At 52.7% G+C, this 16,643-nt stretch carries 2 protein-coding genes (1 of these 2 only partly in view); both read left to right on the top strand.

The window, feature by feature from the left end:
* Window positions 1-609 precede the first annotated feature (609 nt).
* Window positions 610-2,694, top strand: a complete 2,085-nt coding sequence (locus B0X70_RS25540) for an AMP-binding protein (protein ID WP_217469781.1) — start codon at window positions 610-612, stop codon at window positions 2,692-2,694.
* Window positions 2,666-16,643, top strand: partial view of a non-ribosomal peptide synthase/polyketide synthase gene (locus B0X70_RS25680; protein ID WP_217469780.1) — the beginning only. Its footprint extends 20,375 nt past the window's final position; only the first 13,978 of its 34,353 coding nucleotides appear in the window; the start codon lies at window positions 2,666-2,668; the stop codon falls past the right edge of the window. The genes B0X70_RS25540 and B0X70_RS25680 overlap by 29 nt, the downstream gene beginning before the upstream one ends.

Here is a 16,643-nt window from a genome sequence, read left to right as displayed (position 1 = left end):
TGAACAGCAAATACGGACGGTGCAGATAGCCCGGCGTATACACGTAATATGTGAAGGGTAATTCGCCTTGTTCTCTATGGCAAAGAATAGCAAGTAAAATAGTCATATTGGGAGGGGTATATAATTGAATAATATTAAATTTAATCCCATCTTGCACCACGTGTTGATAAATATCTCTGGGCGTCAGAAAAATAACATCACAAAACGATCTAATTGGAATATATCTCGTTACAATCAATATTTTATTGAGTTTATTATTATACATGTCACATTATTTTATTATTATGAAATAATATGTGATGATGTTAATTGTAATTTGTAATGTTTCTTTATGGTATTGAATATAATAATGTCATTATAGTGACAAGAATAGAGTGTTTTATTTGTGTAATTAAGGTCGATTATTTGTTCGGTTATTGGATGTATTAGCATGAAAAATAACTAATTGGCCGTTATTAATCGAGCGACAACACGGTTTTTGAATATTTTGAATTGATGTCGGATACGTCCGATTTTATTTCTTGGGGGCAAGAAGTAAGAAAGAAATATTGGTGATGGCTGTCGGGTATGACAGTTTTCAAATTTCTAACAGATTCGTTGAGGTAATAGATGAAAGGTAACATTGCTACAGCGGGAAATGTTCTTAAAGACCAAGCTCTCTCTCAGATATCATGTGAAAATATAACTCATAATACGTATGATACATCGATTCCATCACGAATATGCGTTGTGGTGGGGGGAACGACCCTTGCGGTGTTCTGTGCTGAACAAATTCTGGCGGCTGGGCATACCATACAAGCAGTACTATCTACTGATACTGTTCTACAAACATGGGCTGCCCAACAAGGGATTGTTTGTGTGAACTCGGTTGATGCATTACAAGAACAAATCACGTCACAGCCTGTCGATTGGCTTTTTTCAATCGTTAACCCAATCATCTTGCCGGTGGCGCTCATTGAACAAATTCGTGGCGGGGCTTTTAATTATCATAATAGCCCCCTGCCACGCTATGCGGGTAGTCATGCAACCTCTTGGGCGTTGTTAGCTCGGGAGACACATTACGCTATTTCTTGGCACTGTATTGAAGGCGGTGTGGATACCGGCGATATTGCCGTGCAATGGCCGGTATCGATTGAGGAACAGGATAACGCTTTCTCGTTGAATCTGAAATGTTATCAGGCGGCTCAGGAAGGATTTGTTGAACTACTGAAAAATCTGGGGCGCGACGCACTGGTGACTTATCCTCAGGATCTCTCGCAACGGAGTTTTTATGCTCAGTCGCGTCGTCCCGATTGGGGAGGATATTTGTGTTGGGAGCAGTCGGGAGAAGTCCTGTCAGCTTTAGTGCGAGCATTAGATTTTGGGGAGAATTATTTAAACCCATTGGGTTGCCCGAAACTGTTGCTGAGGCAGGGCCCGGTACAAATTTCCTGGCTTGAGCGGTTGAACACGAGCTCTGATGGTCTACCCGGTACGTTGATTAGTGTGGAGGAGGATGCTTGGCAGGTGACGACCGGCAGTGAGGATGTGCGGATTGGGGGATTCGCTACCCTTGAAGGTCATCCGTTGTCTGCCAGAGAGCTTGCCGATATATCGGAACTTAGACCGGGTAAACAGCTTCCTTTACTCTCCTCACAACAAGCGCGGAATGTAAAAGATACCCTTCAAACACTCGCACCCAGTGAACCATTTTGGTATGAGCGTCTTGCCTCGTTGCAACCACTCCAGTTGCCTTTTGAAATGATTGGAAAACAGGCAGAACCCCGATGGGGAATCAGCCCCTGGCAGCCTTCATTGCCAAAAAATGGTGGAGAAGACCCATTACAGACACTGTTGCAGGTATTCGTTATCTATCTTGCGCGTTTGACTCAGCAGACTGAGTTCCAAATCGGCTGGTGTGTGGACGAGGCAAAAGATAAACCAGATATATTGACAGGCTTGTCATCGGTGGCGCCGATGGTTGTTGAGGTGGCGTTTGATAAGCCGTGGTCTGTGGTAGCTGACTGGATGGATAACGAGTTTGTTCGATTGGCGCGGCACCGCACATTTAGTCGTGATCTTCTTTCCCGTTCTCCTTCACTGCGCTCTATCCCGGAATTAAGAACAAGCCGACCGTGGCAGATCGCCGTTTCGGTGATACAGGATGACAAATCGTGTGATCAGGCGGTATCCGGCGAATTGCTGACGTTGCAGATCAATGCGCAGGGTGGTTTTCGCTGGATCTATGATGAAAATCGCCTGAGCCCGGAAGTTATTCTGCGGATGAGTGAACATTTGCAGGTGCTGGCATCATCAAAAAGGATGAGTGATGAAATCCCCGTGGGGCAGCTTAATTTATTGCCTGAGACTGAACGTAGGTTGTTGCTGGAAACTTGGAACGCTACTGCAACCGCGTATCCAGAGGCGTTATGCATTCATCAGTTGTTTGAACAACAGGTGGAGAAAAACCCGGAGGCAATAGCACTGATAGCGGGAGATAACACTTTCAGTTATATGGAACTGAATGCCCGCGCCAATCGGTTAGCTCGTCAACTCATCGAACAAGGGGTGTGTCCCGGTGATCATGTCGCGTTTCTGCTAGCGCGTTCGATGGAGCTGGTAGTGACGCAATTAGCGATTCTCAAAGCCGGCGCCGTTTATGTGCCGATTGATCCCAGTGTGCCGGATGAGCGGAAAAAACTGGCTGATAAGTGATTGCTCCGCCAGATTACTGCTCACCGATACACAGGCGGATATTCCGGCGGATCTGGCTGTGCCGCTGCTTCGTCTCTCGGATGAGACAGATACGGATGGTGGTGAAGAAGAGCATCTTAACCTTGACTTACCGCGTTCCAGCACCGAACTAGCGTATATCATGTACACCTCCGGTTCTACCGGGACACCCAAAGGGGTTTTGGTGCCGCATCGCGCGGTAGTCCGGTTGGTTATCAATAATGGCTATGCTGAAATCGGGCCGGATGATCGGGTGGCTTTTGCCGCTAATCCAGCTTTTGACGCCAGCACGTTTGAAGTTTGGGCGCCGTTGCTTAATGGCGGCGCGTTAGTGGTGGTTGATCACGCCACTTTGCTGACGCCGCAGGCGTTTGTAGAAGCTTTACAGATTCAGCAAATAACGGTTCTGTGGTTGAGCGTCGGGTTGTTTAACCGGCTGGCAGTAGAACTGTCTCCGGTTTTGCCGCAGATAAAGTTTCTGATTGTCGGCGGAGATACCCTTGATCCCCATGTTATCGGCCAGGTACTGAATACCAGTCCGCCGCAACAGCTATTAAATGGTTACGGGCCAAGTGAAGGCACCACTTTTACGGCAACGTATCGAATCAATGCAGTCGCACCGGGAGCGACTAATATCCCGATCGGTCGACCGGTAGCCAACACGCGGGTTTATCTGTTGGATGCTTATGGTCAGCTGGTGCCGTTAGGGGTGGTCGGAGAGATTTATGTGGGTGGAGATGGGGTGGCTTGTGGTTATCTTAACCGGCCTGAATTGACTGCTGAGCGTTTCCTTACCGATCCGTTCAGCGATAACCCGGATGCTCGCCTGTACCGCACTGGAGATTTGGCCCGTTATCTGCCGGACGGCAATCTGGAATTCCTGGGCCGAAACGATCAGCAGGTTAAAATCCGCGGCTTCCGCGTTGAACTCGGGGAAATTGAAGCCCGGTTAGCCGAGCATCCAACGGTGCGTGAGGCGGCGGTGTTGACGCGGGGGGAAGGGCAGGATAAACGACTGGTGGCCTATGTGGCGGCGGAAGCCCGTGACGGGTTGGTGAACAATCTGCGTACTCATCTGCAAGCTATTTTGCCTGACTATATGGTGCCGTCAGCCTTTGTGCGGCTGGATGCGTTTCCGCTAACGGCGAACGGTAAATTGGATCGTCGCGCACTACCGGCGCCGGACGATGAGGCTTTTGCCCGTCAGACTTACGAAGCGCCTCAAGGAGAAACAGAAATAGCTCTTGCGGCGATTTGGCGTGAATTACTGGGCATTGAGCAGATAAGCCGGTATGACAGCTTTTTTGCTCTGGGTGGTCATTCGCTACTCGCGATACGGGTGGTTGAACGGCTGCGTCACTTGGGATTGACACTGACGGCGCGTGATCTGTTCCAATCGCCGGTGTTATCAGACCTGGCGCAAACATTGGGACAGCATCAAGCTGTGATAATACCGCCTAACGTTATTACGCCAGCAACTACGGCCCTGACGCCAGCGATGTTGCCGCTGATTGATTTGACTCAGGCTGACATTGACCGCATCGTCGGGCAGGTGCCGGGCGGGACCGCTAATATTCAGGATATCTACGCCCTGTCGCCGTTGCAGGATGGTATTTTGTTCCACCATTTACTGGCAAACGAAGGTGATCCCTATCTGTTGACGGGGCAAATGGCTTTTGCTGATCGGGCGCTGTTGGATCGTTACCTGGCAGTGGTGCAACGGGTGGTTGATCGCCATGATATCTTACGTACCGCTTTTATCTGGCAAGGGTTGTCAGTCCCAGCGCAAGTGGTCTGGCGTCAGGCCACTTTATCGGTGACTGAACTGACATTAAACCCGGTTGATGGTCCGGTCAGAGAGCAGTTAATCCGGCACTTTGATCCTCGTCAGCATCGTCTCGACCTGAGTGAAGCGCCGTTATTGCGTTTTGCCGTGGCGCAAGAAACCGATGGCCGTTGGATTCTGCTGCAATTGCTGCATCACCTGATTGGCGACCATGAAACAATGGAAGTGATGCACCGCGAAGTTCAGGCATATCTAACAGGTCAGGAGGAGAGCCTGCCTGTACCGGTGCCTTTCCGCAATCTGGTGGCTCAGGCCCGGCTGGGGGTGAATCAGGAGGAACATACCCGCTTCTTTACCGAGATGCTGGCGGAAGTGGATGAACCGACGCTGCCATTCGGCTTGACAGAGGTGCATCGTGATGGTTCACAGGTGACGGAATCTCACCGGATGTTGGCGCCTGAGTTGAATACCCGTTTGCGCGGTCAGGCCCGGCGTTTGGGCGTCAGTCTGGCGGCGTTGTGCCATCTGGCCTGGGCACAGGTATTGGCGCGTACCAGTGGTCAAGAGCAAGTCGTGTTTGGCACCGTACTGTTTGGGCGTATGCAGGCAGCGGATGGCGCTGACAATGGTATGGGGCTGTTTATTAATACCTTGCCATTGCGGTTGGATATCGATGAAACCCCGGTACGGGAGAGTGTACAGATTGCTCATACCCAACTCGCCGGATTACTGGCGCATGAGCATGCGTCACTGGCGCTGGCTCAGCGTTGCAGTGGGGTTGCCAGCGGTACGCCGCTCTTTAGCGCCCTGTTGAACTATCGGCATAATGCCTTATCGGCAGCATCAGATGAACTGATTGGCGGTATTGAATTCCTTGGCATACAGGAACGAACCAACTACCCGTTAGTGCTGTCAGTGGAAGATTTTGGCGATGCACTGGGACTGACAGCTCAGGTAGTGCAACCGTTTGAGTCAGAACGGGTATGTGGCTATATGCAACAGACGCTGGAGAGTCTGGTGGAGGCTCTTGAGCAAACCCCGGATATGGCTGTTCGGGCATTGGAAATTCTGCCGGAAGCGGAACAGACGTTGCTGTTAAAAAATTGGAACGCCACGGAAACCGCCTATCCTGATGCGTTATGTATCCATCAGTTGTTTGAACAACAGGCGGAGAAAACCCCTGACGCGATAGCATTAGTGTATGAAGATCAGACCCTCAGTTATGCCGAATTAAATGCCCGCGCTAACCGGTTGGCTCGTCAACTCATAGAACAAGGGATGTGTCCCGGTGATTATGTCGCGTTTCTGCTAGAGCGCTCGATGGAGCTGGTAGTGGCGCAATTGGCGATTCTCAAAGCCGGTGCTGTTTACGTGCCGATAGATCCTAATGTGCCGGATGAGCGGAAAAATTGGCTGATAAGTGATTGCTCCGCCAGATTGCTGCTTACCGATACACAGGCGGACATTCCGGCGGATCTGGCTGTGCCGCTGTTTCGTCTCTCAGATGAGACAGAGACAGACAACGAGGAAGATCGCCTTAACCTTGACTTACCGCGTTCCAGCACTGAGTTGGCGTATATCATGTACACCTCCGGCTCGACCGGGATACCTAAAGGCGTTTTGGTGCCGCATCGTGCGGTGGTCCGGCTGGTGATTAACAACGGCTATGCTGAAATCGAACCGGATGACCGGGTGGCTTTTGCCGCTAACCCGGCTTTCGATGCCAGCACGTTTGAAGTCTGGGCGCCGTTGCTGAATGGCGGCGCGTTAGTGGTTGTTGATCACGCCACTTTGCTGACGCCGCTAGAGTTTGTACAGGTTCTACAAGTTCAGCGAATTACTGTTCTGTGGTTGAGTGTTGGATTGTTTAACCAGCTAGCAGAAGAATTGTCCCCGGTTTTACCGCAGATAAGGCTCCTGATTGTCGGCGGAGATGCCCTTGATCCGCATGTTATCGGTCAGGTGCTGCGCACGAATCCGCCACAACAGCTATTAAATGGCTATGGGCCGAGTGAGGGCACCACCTTCACGACCACATACCGTATCAATGCAGTCGCGCCGGGAGCGACCAACATCCCGATTGGCCGACCGGTAGCCAACACGCGGGTTTATCTGTTGGATGCCTATGGCCAACCGGTGCCGTTGGGGGTGGTCGGAGAGATTTATGTGGGTGGAGATGGGGTGGCCTATGGTTACCTTAATCGGCCTGAATTGACCGCCGAGTGTTTCCTTGTCGATCCGTTCAGTGATAACCCGGATGCCCGTATGTACCGCAGCGGAGATTTGGCGCGTTATCTGCCGGACGGCAATCTGGAGTTCTTGGGCCGTAATGATCAGCAGGTTAAAATCCGCGGTTTTCGTATTGAGCCAAAAGAAATTGAGGCCCGGTTAGCCGAGCATCCAACGGTGCGTGAAGTGGCGGTGTTGGTACAGGGGGAAGGTCAGAATAAACGGCTGGTGGCCTATGTGGTGGAATCAGCGGATGACGGGCTGGCGGACAGCTTGCATACTCACCTGAGCACTATTTTACCTGACTATATGGTGCCAGCGGCCTTTGTGCGGCTGGATGCTTTTCCGTTGACGCCGAACGGTAAGTTGGATCATCGGGCGTTACCGGTGCCGGACAGTGAAATTGTTGCCCGTCAGGTTTACGCTGAGCCTCGGGGAGAAACAGAAATAGCGCTGGCGGCGATTTGGCGTGAATTATTGGGCATTGAGCAGATAAGTCGGTATGACAGCTTTTTTGCCTTGGGTGGTCATTCGTTGCTCGCTGTACGTATGATTGGACGCTTGCGTCACTTGGGATTGACACTGACGGCGCGTGATCTGTTTCAGTCGCCGGTGTTGTCAGATTTGGCGCAAACATTAGGACAGCATCAGGCTGTGAAAGTGCCGCCTAACGTCATTACGCCAGCAACCACAGAGTTGACGCCGGCAATGTTGCCGCTGATTGATTTGACTCAAGCTGATATTGACTGCATCGTCGGGCAGGTGCCGGGAGGGATAACCAATATTCAGGATATCTATGCCCTGTCGCCATTGCAGGATGGCATTTTGTTCCACCATTTGCTGGAGAATGAAGGCGATCCCTATCTATTGTTCAGTCAGATGGCCTTTGCTGACCGGGCGCTGTTGGATCGTTATCTGGCCGCGGTTCAGCGGGTGGTTGATCGCCACGATATTTTGCGTACCGCTTTTCTCTGGCAAGGATTGTCAGTGCCGGCGCAGGTAGTCTGGCGTCAGGCCGCCTTATCGGTGACGGAGCTAACACTAAACCCGGTTGATGGTCCGGTCAGTGACCAGTTAACCCGGCGTTTTGATCCGCGTCAGCATCGTATTGATTTAAGGGAAGCGCCGTTATTACGTTTTGTGGCGGCACAAGAAACTGATGGCCGTTGGGTTCTGTTGCAACTGTTGCATCACCTGATTGGCGACCATGAAACGATGGAAGTGATGCACCGTGAAGTGCGGGCGTATCTGGCAGGTCAGGAGGAGAGCCTGTCTACACCGGCGCCTTTCCGTAATTTGGTGGCGCAGGCCCGGTTGGGGATGAGTCAGGAGGAACATACCCGTTTCTTTACTGACATGTTATCGGGGGTAGATGAACCCACATTACCGTTCGGGTTGACGGAAGTGCATCGTGATGGCTCGCAAGTGATCGAATCCCATCGGATGCTGGCGCCTGAGCTAAATAACCGTTTGCGCAGTCAGGCCCGACGTTTGAGTGTTAGTCTGGCGACTTTGTGTCATCTGGCTTGGGCGCAGGTGTTGTCGCGTACCAGCGGACAAGATCACGTGGTGTTCGGTACGGTTCTGTTTGGGCGTATGGCGGCGGGAGACGGGGCTGACAATGGCATGGGGCTGTTTATTAATACCTTGCCGTTGCGGTTGGATATGGATGATACCCCAGTACGGAACAGCGTACAGACCGCCCATACCCGATTGGCTGGATTATTAGCACATGAGCACGCGTCACTGGCGCTGGCACAGCGTTGCAGTGGCGTGCGGGGTGAGATACCCCTGTTTAATAGCTTGTTGAACTATCGGCACAATACTTTGCCGGTAACGTCAGATGATTTGATGAGCGGTATTGAGTTTCTTGGCGCGCAGGAGCGGACCAACTATCCGTTAATGTTATCGGTAGAGGATTTTGGCGATGCTCTGGGGCTGACGGCTCAGGTCGTGCAGCCGTTTGAGTCGGAAAGCCTGTGCAGTTATATGCAGCAAGCACTGGAGAGCTTGGCGACAGCGCTGGAACAGGCCCCGGAAATGCCGGTACGACAGTTGGAAATTCTGCCGGAAGCGGAGCGTACTTTGTTGTTAACAACTTGGAATGCTACGGAAGCCGTCTACCCTGACCAGTTGTGCATTCATCAGTTATTTGAACAACAGGTGGAGCAAACTCCTGACGCGACAGCGTTGGTGTATCAAGAGCAAACCCTCAGTTATGCCGAATTAAATGCTCGTGCCAACCGTCTGGCCCATCAGCTTATCGCACTGGGCGTCGCACCTGACCAACGGGTGGCGATTTGTGTGGCGCGTTCACCGGCAATGGTGGTGGGATTGCTGGCGGTAATGAAGGCGGGCGGAGCCTATGTGCCGTTAGATCCGGCTTATCCTGGCGCGCGTCTGGCTCATATTCTGACCGATGCGGCTCCGGCGGTGGTGTTGGCAGATGAAGCTGGCAGGGTTGCACTGGGTGAAGAAGCACTGACCAGACTGACCGTACTGAACCCAAATACCTTGCCTGATCAACCGGATGGTAATCCACAGGTACCGGAGCTGACTTCTCGTCATCTGGCCTATGTGATTTATACCTCCGGCTCCACGGGGGCGCCCAAAGGGGTGATGATTGAGCACCGCAATACGGTTAACTTCTTGCACTGGGCGCAGCGGGCCTTTGAGATGGAAGAGATCCGCGAAGTGCTGTTCTCAACGTCGATGAATTTCGACCTGTCCATTTTCGAATGTTTTATGCCGTTATCTCGCGGTGCGGCGATTTATCTGGTGGATGATGCGTTGTCATTGATGCAACATGCCCTGCCGGTGACTTTGATCAACTCAGTCCCGTCTGCGATGAAACCGTTATTGCAGGCTCGGGCGCTGATGGCGTCGGTCCATACTGTCAATCTGGCGGGGGAACCGCTTAAAGGCGCCTTAATTGAACAGATTTTCGAAGAGACGCAAATACAGCGGTTGTGTAATCTCTATGGACCTTCTGAAACGACAACTTATTCTGCCTGGCTGTCGATACAGCGGGGCGACAGGATCATTGAAAGTATCGGCCGTCCGATAGCCAACACCTGCCTTTACTTACTGGACGAATATGGTCGACCAGCGCCGTTGGGCGTGGTGGGGGAAATTTATATCGGAGGCGTGGGAGTGGCGCGTGGCTACCTCAATCGCCCTGATTTGACGGCAGAACGGTTCCTGATTGATCCGTTTAGTGATGTGCCGGATGCCCGGATGTACCGCACCGGGGATTTGGCCCGTTATTTGCCGGACGGCAATCTGGAATTTCTGGGCCGTAATGATCAGCAAGTGAAAATTCGCGGCTTCCGTATTGAACCGGGGGAAATTGAATCCCGGTTGGTGGAACACCCGGCGGTGAGTGAATCGGTAGTATTAGCGCAAGGGGAAGGGCAGGAAAAACGGCTGGTGGCCTATGTGGCGGCAGAAGCGAGCGAGGGGTTGATTAACCGTTTACGCGAACATCTGAGCATTCAGTTACCTGATTACATGGTGCCGTCGGCCTTTGTGCGGCTGGATGCGTTTCCATTAACGCCGAACGGTAAATTGGATCGTCAAGCGCTACCGGCGCCGGACAATGACGCTTTTGTCCGCCAGGTTTACGAAGCGCCTCAGGGAGCAATGGAAATGGCGCTGGCGGCGATTTGGCGTGAAGTTCTGGGCGTTGAACAGATCAGCCGGTATGACAATTTCTTTGCCTTGGGCGGCCATTCGTTGCTGGCGGTACGGGTGATGAACCGGGTAGCCGCTTTGGGTATCGAACTGCCGCTAACCACCCTGTTTAAATTCCCTTCGTTAAGGGCATTTGCTGAGGCTATGCAGACTCGGAAGGAGCAACCGGATACTATCCTGCCAGCTATTGTGCCGATATCCCGCGAAGGGGAATTACCGTTGTCATTTGCTCAACAACGCTTGTGGTTCCTGGCACAACTTGAGGGCGTCAGTGAAACTTATCATATTCCGATGGCCCTGCGTTTGTGTGGTGAGTTGGATATCGTGGCCTGGCAAAAGGCGCTGGATACCTTATTTGCCCGCCATGAAGCGTTGCGCTCTGTTTTTGTCTCTGTAGATGGTCAGCCACAAGTGCGGTTGTTGGAGCCGGATAGCGGCTTACTGTTATCTCAATATGATCTGCGAGGGGTTCCGGATGCGGATGGGGTTCTTGAACGCTTGAGCGTGGAGGAAGCCCATGCGTCATTTGACCTTGACAGTGGTCCGCTTATCCGCGCCTGTCTTATCCGAATCGCTGATGATGAATATCAGTTTTTGCTGACCCAGCATCACATAATTTCTGATGGCTGGTCTGCCAGTGTGCTGGTACAGGAACTGAACACGCTCTATACAGCGTTTATGGCCGGACAATCCGATCCGTTGCCGCCGTTGGCGATTCAATACCCGGATTACGCCGCCTGGCAGCGTCAGTGGTTGTCGGCTGAACGTATTCAGGTTCAGTCTGACTATTGGCGTGCAATGTTGGCTGACGCGCCGGTTCTGCTGGATTTGCCGACAGATCGGCCCCGTCCGCCGGAGCAGTTGTTTGCCGGACAGGCCGTGCCGGTTAACCTGGATGTGACGTTAACGACCGCCCTTAAGCGCCTGAGTGAGCAGCAGGGCGTCACCTTATTTATGACGTTGCTGTCAGCCTGGGGGATAGTCCTGTCGCGCCTGTCAGGTCAGGAAGATGTGGTGATTGGCACCCCGAGCGCCGGCCGTAGTCGTCGGGAAGTGGAGCCGTTGATTGGCTTCTTTGTCAATACGCTGGCGTTGCGCATGGATTTATCCGGTGAGCTGACCGTGACGGAATTACTGGCGCGAGTTCGGCAAACCGCATTGGCGGCACAGGAGCATCAGGATTTACCGTTTGAACAGGTGGTGGAAATCGTGCAACCACCGCGCCGACTGGCGCATACCCCGTTATTCCAGGTGATGTTTGCCTGGCAGAACAATGAAAGCACGGAATGGGGATTACCGGGGCTGGCGGTGTCGCCGGTCGATCAAGCCGTTGATGCTGTCAAGTTTGATCTTGAGCTTAACCTGTTAGAAGAGGAAGGCAGGATTGTTGGAGCGTTGAGTTATGCCGCCGCTCTGTTTGATCCAGCGACAATGGAACGGCAAGTCGGATATCTGCATGCGGTGCTGCAAGCGATGGCGGCTAACCCTCAACAGCCGGTCGGAGAAATTGATATTCTATCTCCGGCGGAGCGCAGGTTGTTGCTGGAAACTTGGAATGCCACGGCAACCGCCTATCCTGAGACGTTATGTGTTCATCAATTGTTTGAACAACAGGTGGAGAAAACTCCGGAGGCGATGGCCTTGGTGTGTGAAGGGCAGACCCTCAGTTATGCTGAATTAAATGCCCGTGCTAACCGGTTGGCTCATCAGCTTATTACACTAGGGGTAGAGCCGGATCAGCGGGTGGCGATTTGCGTGTCGCGTTCACCGGCAATGGTAGTGGGATTGCTGGCGGTGATGAAAGCGGGCGGGGCTTATGTGCCGCTAGATCCGACTTATCCTGGCGGGCGTCTGGCACATATCCTGCGTGATGCTGCCCCGGCTATTGTGTTGGCGGATAAGGCTGGCAGGGTGGCGCTAAGCGAGGAAGCGCTGGCTGGATTAACGGTACTGGACCCCAATGTTCTGCCTAACCAAGTGGACAATAACCCGCAGATATCTGGGCTGACTTCCCGGCATCTGGCCTATGTGATTTACACCTCCGGCTCCACGGGGATGCCTAAAGGGGTGATGATTGAGCACCGGAATACGGTTAACTTCCTATACTGGGCGCAGCAGGCTTTTGAAACGGAAGAGAGTCGCAAGGTGCTTTTCTCGACGTCGATGAATTTCGACTTGTCCATTTTTGAATGTTTTATGCCATTGTTCCGTGGTGCGGCGATTTATCTGGTGGAGGATGCGCTGTCATTGATGCAGCATGCCCTGCCGGTGACTTTGATCAATTCAGTCCCGTCTGCGATGAAACCGTTATTGCAGGCTCAGGCGCTGATGGCGTCGGTTCATACCGTTAATCTGGCGGGGGAACCGCTTAAAGGCGCTTTAATTGAACAGATTTTCGAGAAAACACAAATACAGCGATTATGTAATCTTTATGGGCCTTCTGAAACGACAACCTATTCTGCCTGGTTGCCGATACAGCGGGGGGACCGGATTATTGAAAGCATCGGACGTCCGATAGCCAACACCTGTCTTTACTTACTGGACGAGTATGGTCAACCGGCGCCGTTGGGCGTGGTGGGGGAAATTTATATCGGGGGCGCGGGAGTGGCGCGTGGCTACTTCAATCGTCCTGACTTAACGGCGGAACGTTTCCTTATCGATCCGTTTAGTGATGTGCCGGATGCCCGTATGTACCGCACCGGAGATTTAGCCCGTTATTTGCCGGACGGTAATCTGGAATTTCTGGGCCGTAACGACCAGCAGGTTAAAATCCGTGGCTTCCGCATTGAACCGGGGGAAATTGAGGCCCGGTTAGTGGAACACCCGGCGGTGAGTGAAGCCGTGGTATTGGCGCAAGGGGAAGGGCAGGAAAAACGGCTGGTGGCCTATGTGGCGGCGGAAGCTCACGAGGGGTTGATTAACCGTTTACGCGAACATCTGAGTATTCAGTTGCCTGATTACATGGTGCCGGCGGCCTTTGTGCGACTAGATGCGTTTCCGTTAACACCTAACGGTAAGCTGGATCGTCAAGCGTTGCCAACACCGGACAATGAAGCTGTTGCCCGTCAGGTTTACGAAGCGCCTCAGGGAGAAACGGAAATGGCGCTGGCGGCGATTTGGCGTGAAGTTCTGGGGATTGAGCAGATCAGCCGGTATGACAATTTCTTTGCTCTGGGCGGTCATTCGTTGCTGGCTGTGCGGGTGATGAACCGGGTAGCCGCTTTAGGTATCGAACTGCCATTAACCACCCTGTTTAAATCCCCTTCGTTAAAGGCATTTGCTGAAGTCATGCAGGCCCGGAAGGAGCAACCGGATACTATCCTGCCGGCCATCATGCCGATATCCCGTGAAGGAGAATTACCATTATCATTTGCTCAACAGCGCTTGTGGTTCCTGGCGCAGCTTGAGGGCGTCAGTGAAACTTATCATATCCCGATGGCCCTGCGCTTGTCTGGTCAATTGGATATCATGGCTTGGCAGAAAGCCCTGGATACCTTATTTGCCCGTCATGAAGCGTTACGCTCTGTCTTTGTCTCTATTGATGGTCAGCCGCAAGTACGGTTGTTGGCGTCGAATAGTGGCTTACTGTTATCGCAATATGATCTGCGCGGACTCCCGGATGCGGATGTTGTTCTTGAGCGTCTAAGCGTGGAAGAGGCTCACGCGTCATTTGATCTTGAAAGCGGCCCGCTTATCCGTGCTGCGCTCATCCGGCTCACCGATGACGAATATCAATTTTTGCTGACTTTGCATCACATTATTTCCGATGGCTGGTCTGCCAATGTACTGATACAGGAACTGAACACGCTCTATACGGCATTTATGGCCGGGCAATCCGATCCGTTGCCGCCGTTGGCGATTCAATACCCGGATTACGCCGCCTGGCAGCGTCAGTGGCTGTCGGCTGAACGTATTCAGGTGCAGTCTGACTATTGGCGTACAATGTTGACTGATGCGCCAGTCTTGTTGGATTTGCCTACTGACCGGCCCCGTCCGCCGGAGCAGGCGTTTGCCGGAGATGCCGTGTCGGTTAACTTAGATGTTGAATTAACGACCGCCCTTAAGCGTCTGAGTGAACAGCACGGCGTCACCTTATTTATGACGCTGTTGTCAGCCTGGGCGGTGGTTCTATCGCGTATGTCAGGTCAGGAAGATGTGGTGATTGGCACCCCGAGCGCGGGCCGTAGTCGTCAGGAAGTGGAGCCGTTGATTGGCTTCTTTGTCAATACGCTGGCATTGCGCATGGATTTATCGGGTGAGCTGACCGTGACTGAGTTGCTGACGCGAGTTTGGCAAACCGCATTGACGGCACAGGAGCATCAGGATTTACCGTTTGAACAGGTGGTGGAAATTGTGCAGCCGCCGCGCCGGTTGGCGCATACCCCATTATTCCAGGTGATATTTGCCTGGCAGAACAATGAGAGCACGGACTGGGAACTGCCGAAGCTGACAGTCTCACCGGTCGATCAGGCCGTTGATGTTGTCAAGTTTGATCTTGAACTGGGTTTGTCAGAAGAGGAGGGCAGAATTGTTGGGGCGTTGAATTATGCCACCGCCCTGTTTGATCCATCGACGATGGAGCGGCAGGTGGAATATCTGCACGTGGTGCTGCAAGCGATGGCGGCTAACCCTCAACAGCTCATCGGAGAAATTGATATCCTGTCCCCAGCAGAGCGCAGATTGTTGCTGGAAACCTGGAATGCGACGGAAACCTCCTATCCTGAGGCGTTATGTGTTCATCATTTGTTTGAACAACAAGTGGAACAAACCCCGGATGCGATAGCATTAGTGTATGAAGATCAAACCCTCAGTTATGCGGAATTAAACGCCCGTGCTAACCGGTTGGCTCATCAGCTTATCGCGCTGGGCGTTGTACCCGATCAGCCAGTGGCGATTTGCGTGTCGCGTTCACTAGCAATGGTGGTGGGGGTATTGGCAATACTGAAAGCCGGTGGCGCCTATGTGCCGTTGGACCCGGTTTATACCGGGGAGCGTTTGGCGCATATTTTGACTGATGCCGCGCCGGCTATGGTGCTGGCGGATGATACCGGGCGTAGTGCGCTGGATGAGAAAACGCTGGCTACTCTGACTGTGCTCGATCCTAATATTTTGCCTGATCAGCCGGATAGTAACCCACAAGTACCGGCATTAACCGCACAGCATCTGGCTTATATAATTTACACCTCGGGTTCGACGGGAACGCCGAAGGGGGTGATGGTCGAGCATCGTAATATCCAGCGTTTGTTTGACGCGACGGAATCCTGGTATCACTTTAACCGGCAAGATATTTGGTGCCTGTTCCATTCCATTGCGTTTGATTTCTCGGTGTGGGAATTATGGGGGGCGTTACGCTATGGCGCTAAACTGGTTCTGGTGCCGCATGCGATCGCTCGTTCCCCTCAAGAGCTGCATCAATTCGTGTGTCAGCACGGTATCACGGTATTGAATCAGACGCCGAGCGCTTTCAAAGCCTTTATTGCCAGTTATGTTGACAATCCATTACCGGACCAGTTGCGTTATATCATCTTTGGGGGAGAAGCCCTCGATCCGGGTATGTTGCGACCGTGGTATCGCCTGCGTGAAGAGACCTCGCCAAGGCTGGTGAATATGTACGGTATCACGGAGACAACGGTTCATGTGACTTACCGGGAACTGAGTCCGCATGATGTGGAACAGATAACCAGTCCTATTGGTACGCGTATTCCGGATTTAACCCTCTATCTGTTGGATAAATACGGTCAGCCGGTGCCGTTAGGGGTAACAGGTGAATTGTATGTCGGGGGGGCGGGTGTAGCTCGGGGTTATCTGAATCGCCCAGAGCTGACGGCGGAACGTTTCCTGATTGATCCGTTTAGTGATCAACCGGGCGCCCGCATGTACCGCACTGGGGATTTAGCCCGTTACCTGCCGGAAGGGGATTTAGTGTTTGTGGGCCGCAACGACCAGCAGGTTAAAATCCGCGGTTTCCGCATTGAACCGGGTGAAATTGAGGCTCGATTGGTAGAACACCCAGCGGTGAGTGAATCGGTGGTGTTGGCGTTTGGGGACGGGCAGGATAAGCGTTTGGTTGCCTATGTCGTGGCGCTCGCGGATGAGGGGCTGGCGAATAGTCTGCGTACCTACCTAAGCGCTATTTTACCGGATTATATGGTGCCGTCGGCCTTTGTACGGCTGGATGCGTTTCCGCTAACGCCGAACGGTAAATTGGATCGTCGGGCCTTGC

The organism is Photorhabdus akhurstii (assembly GCF_019090985.1).
GTDB classification, from domain to species: Bacteria; Pseudomonadota; Gammaproteobacteria; order Enterobacterales; family Enterobacteriaceae; genus Photorhabdus; species Photorhabdus akhurstii.
The sequence above is the reverse complement of the archived record's forward strand: the minus strand, read 5'-3'. Positions and strand labels throughout refer to the sequence as shown.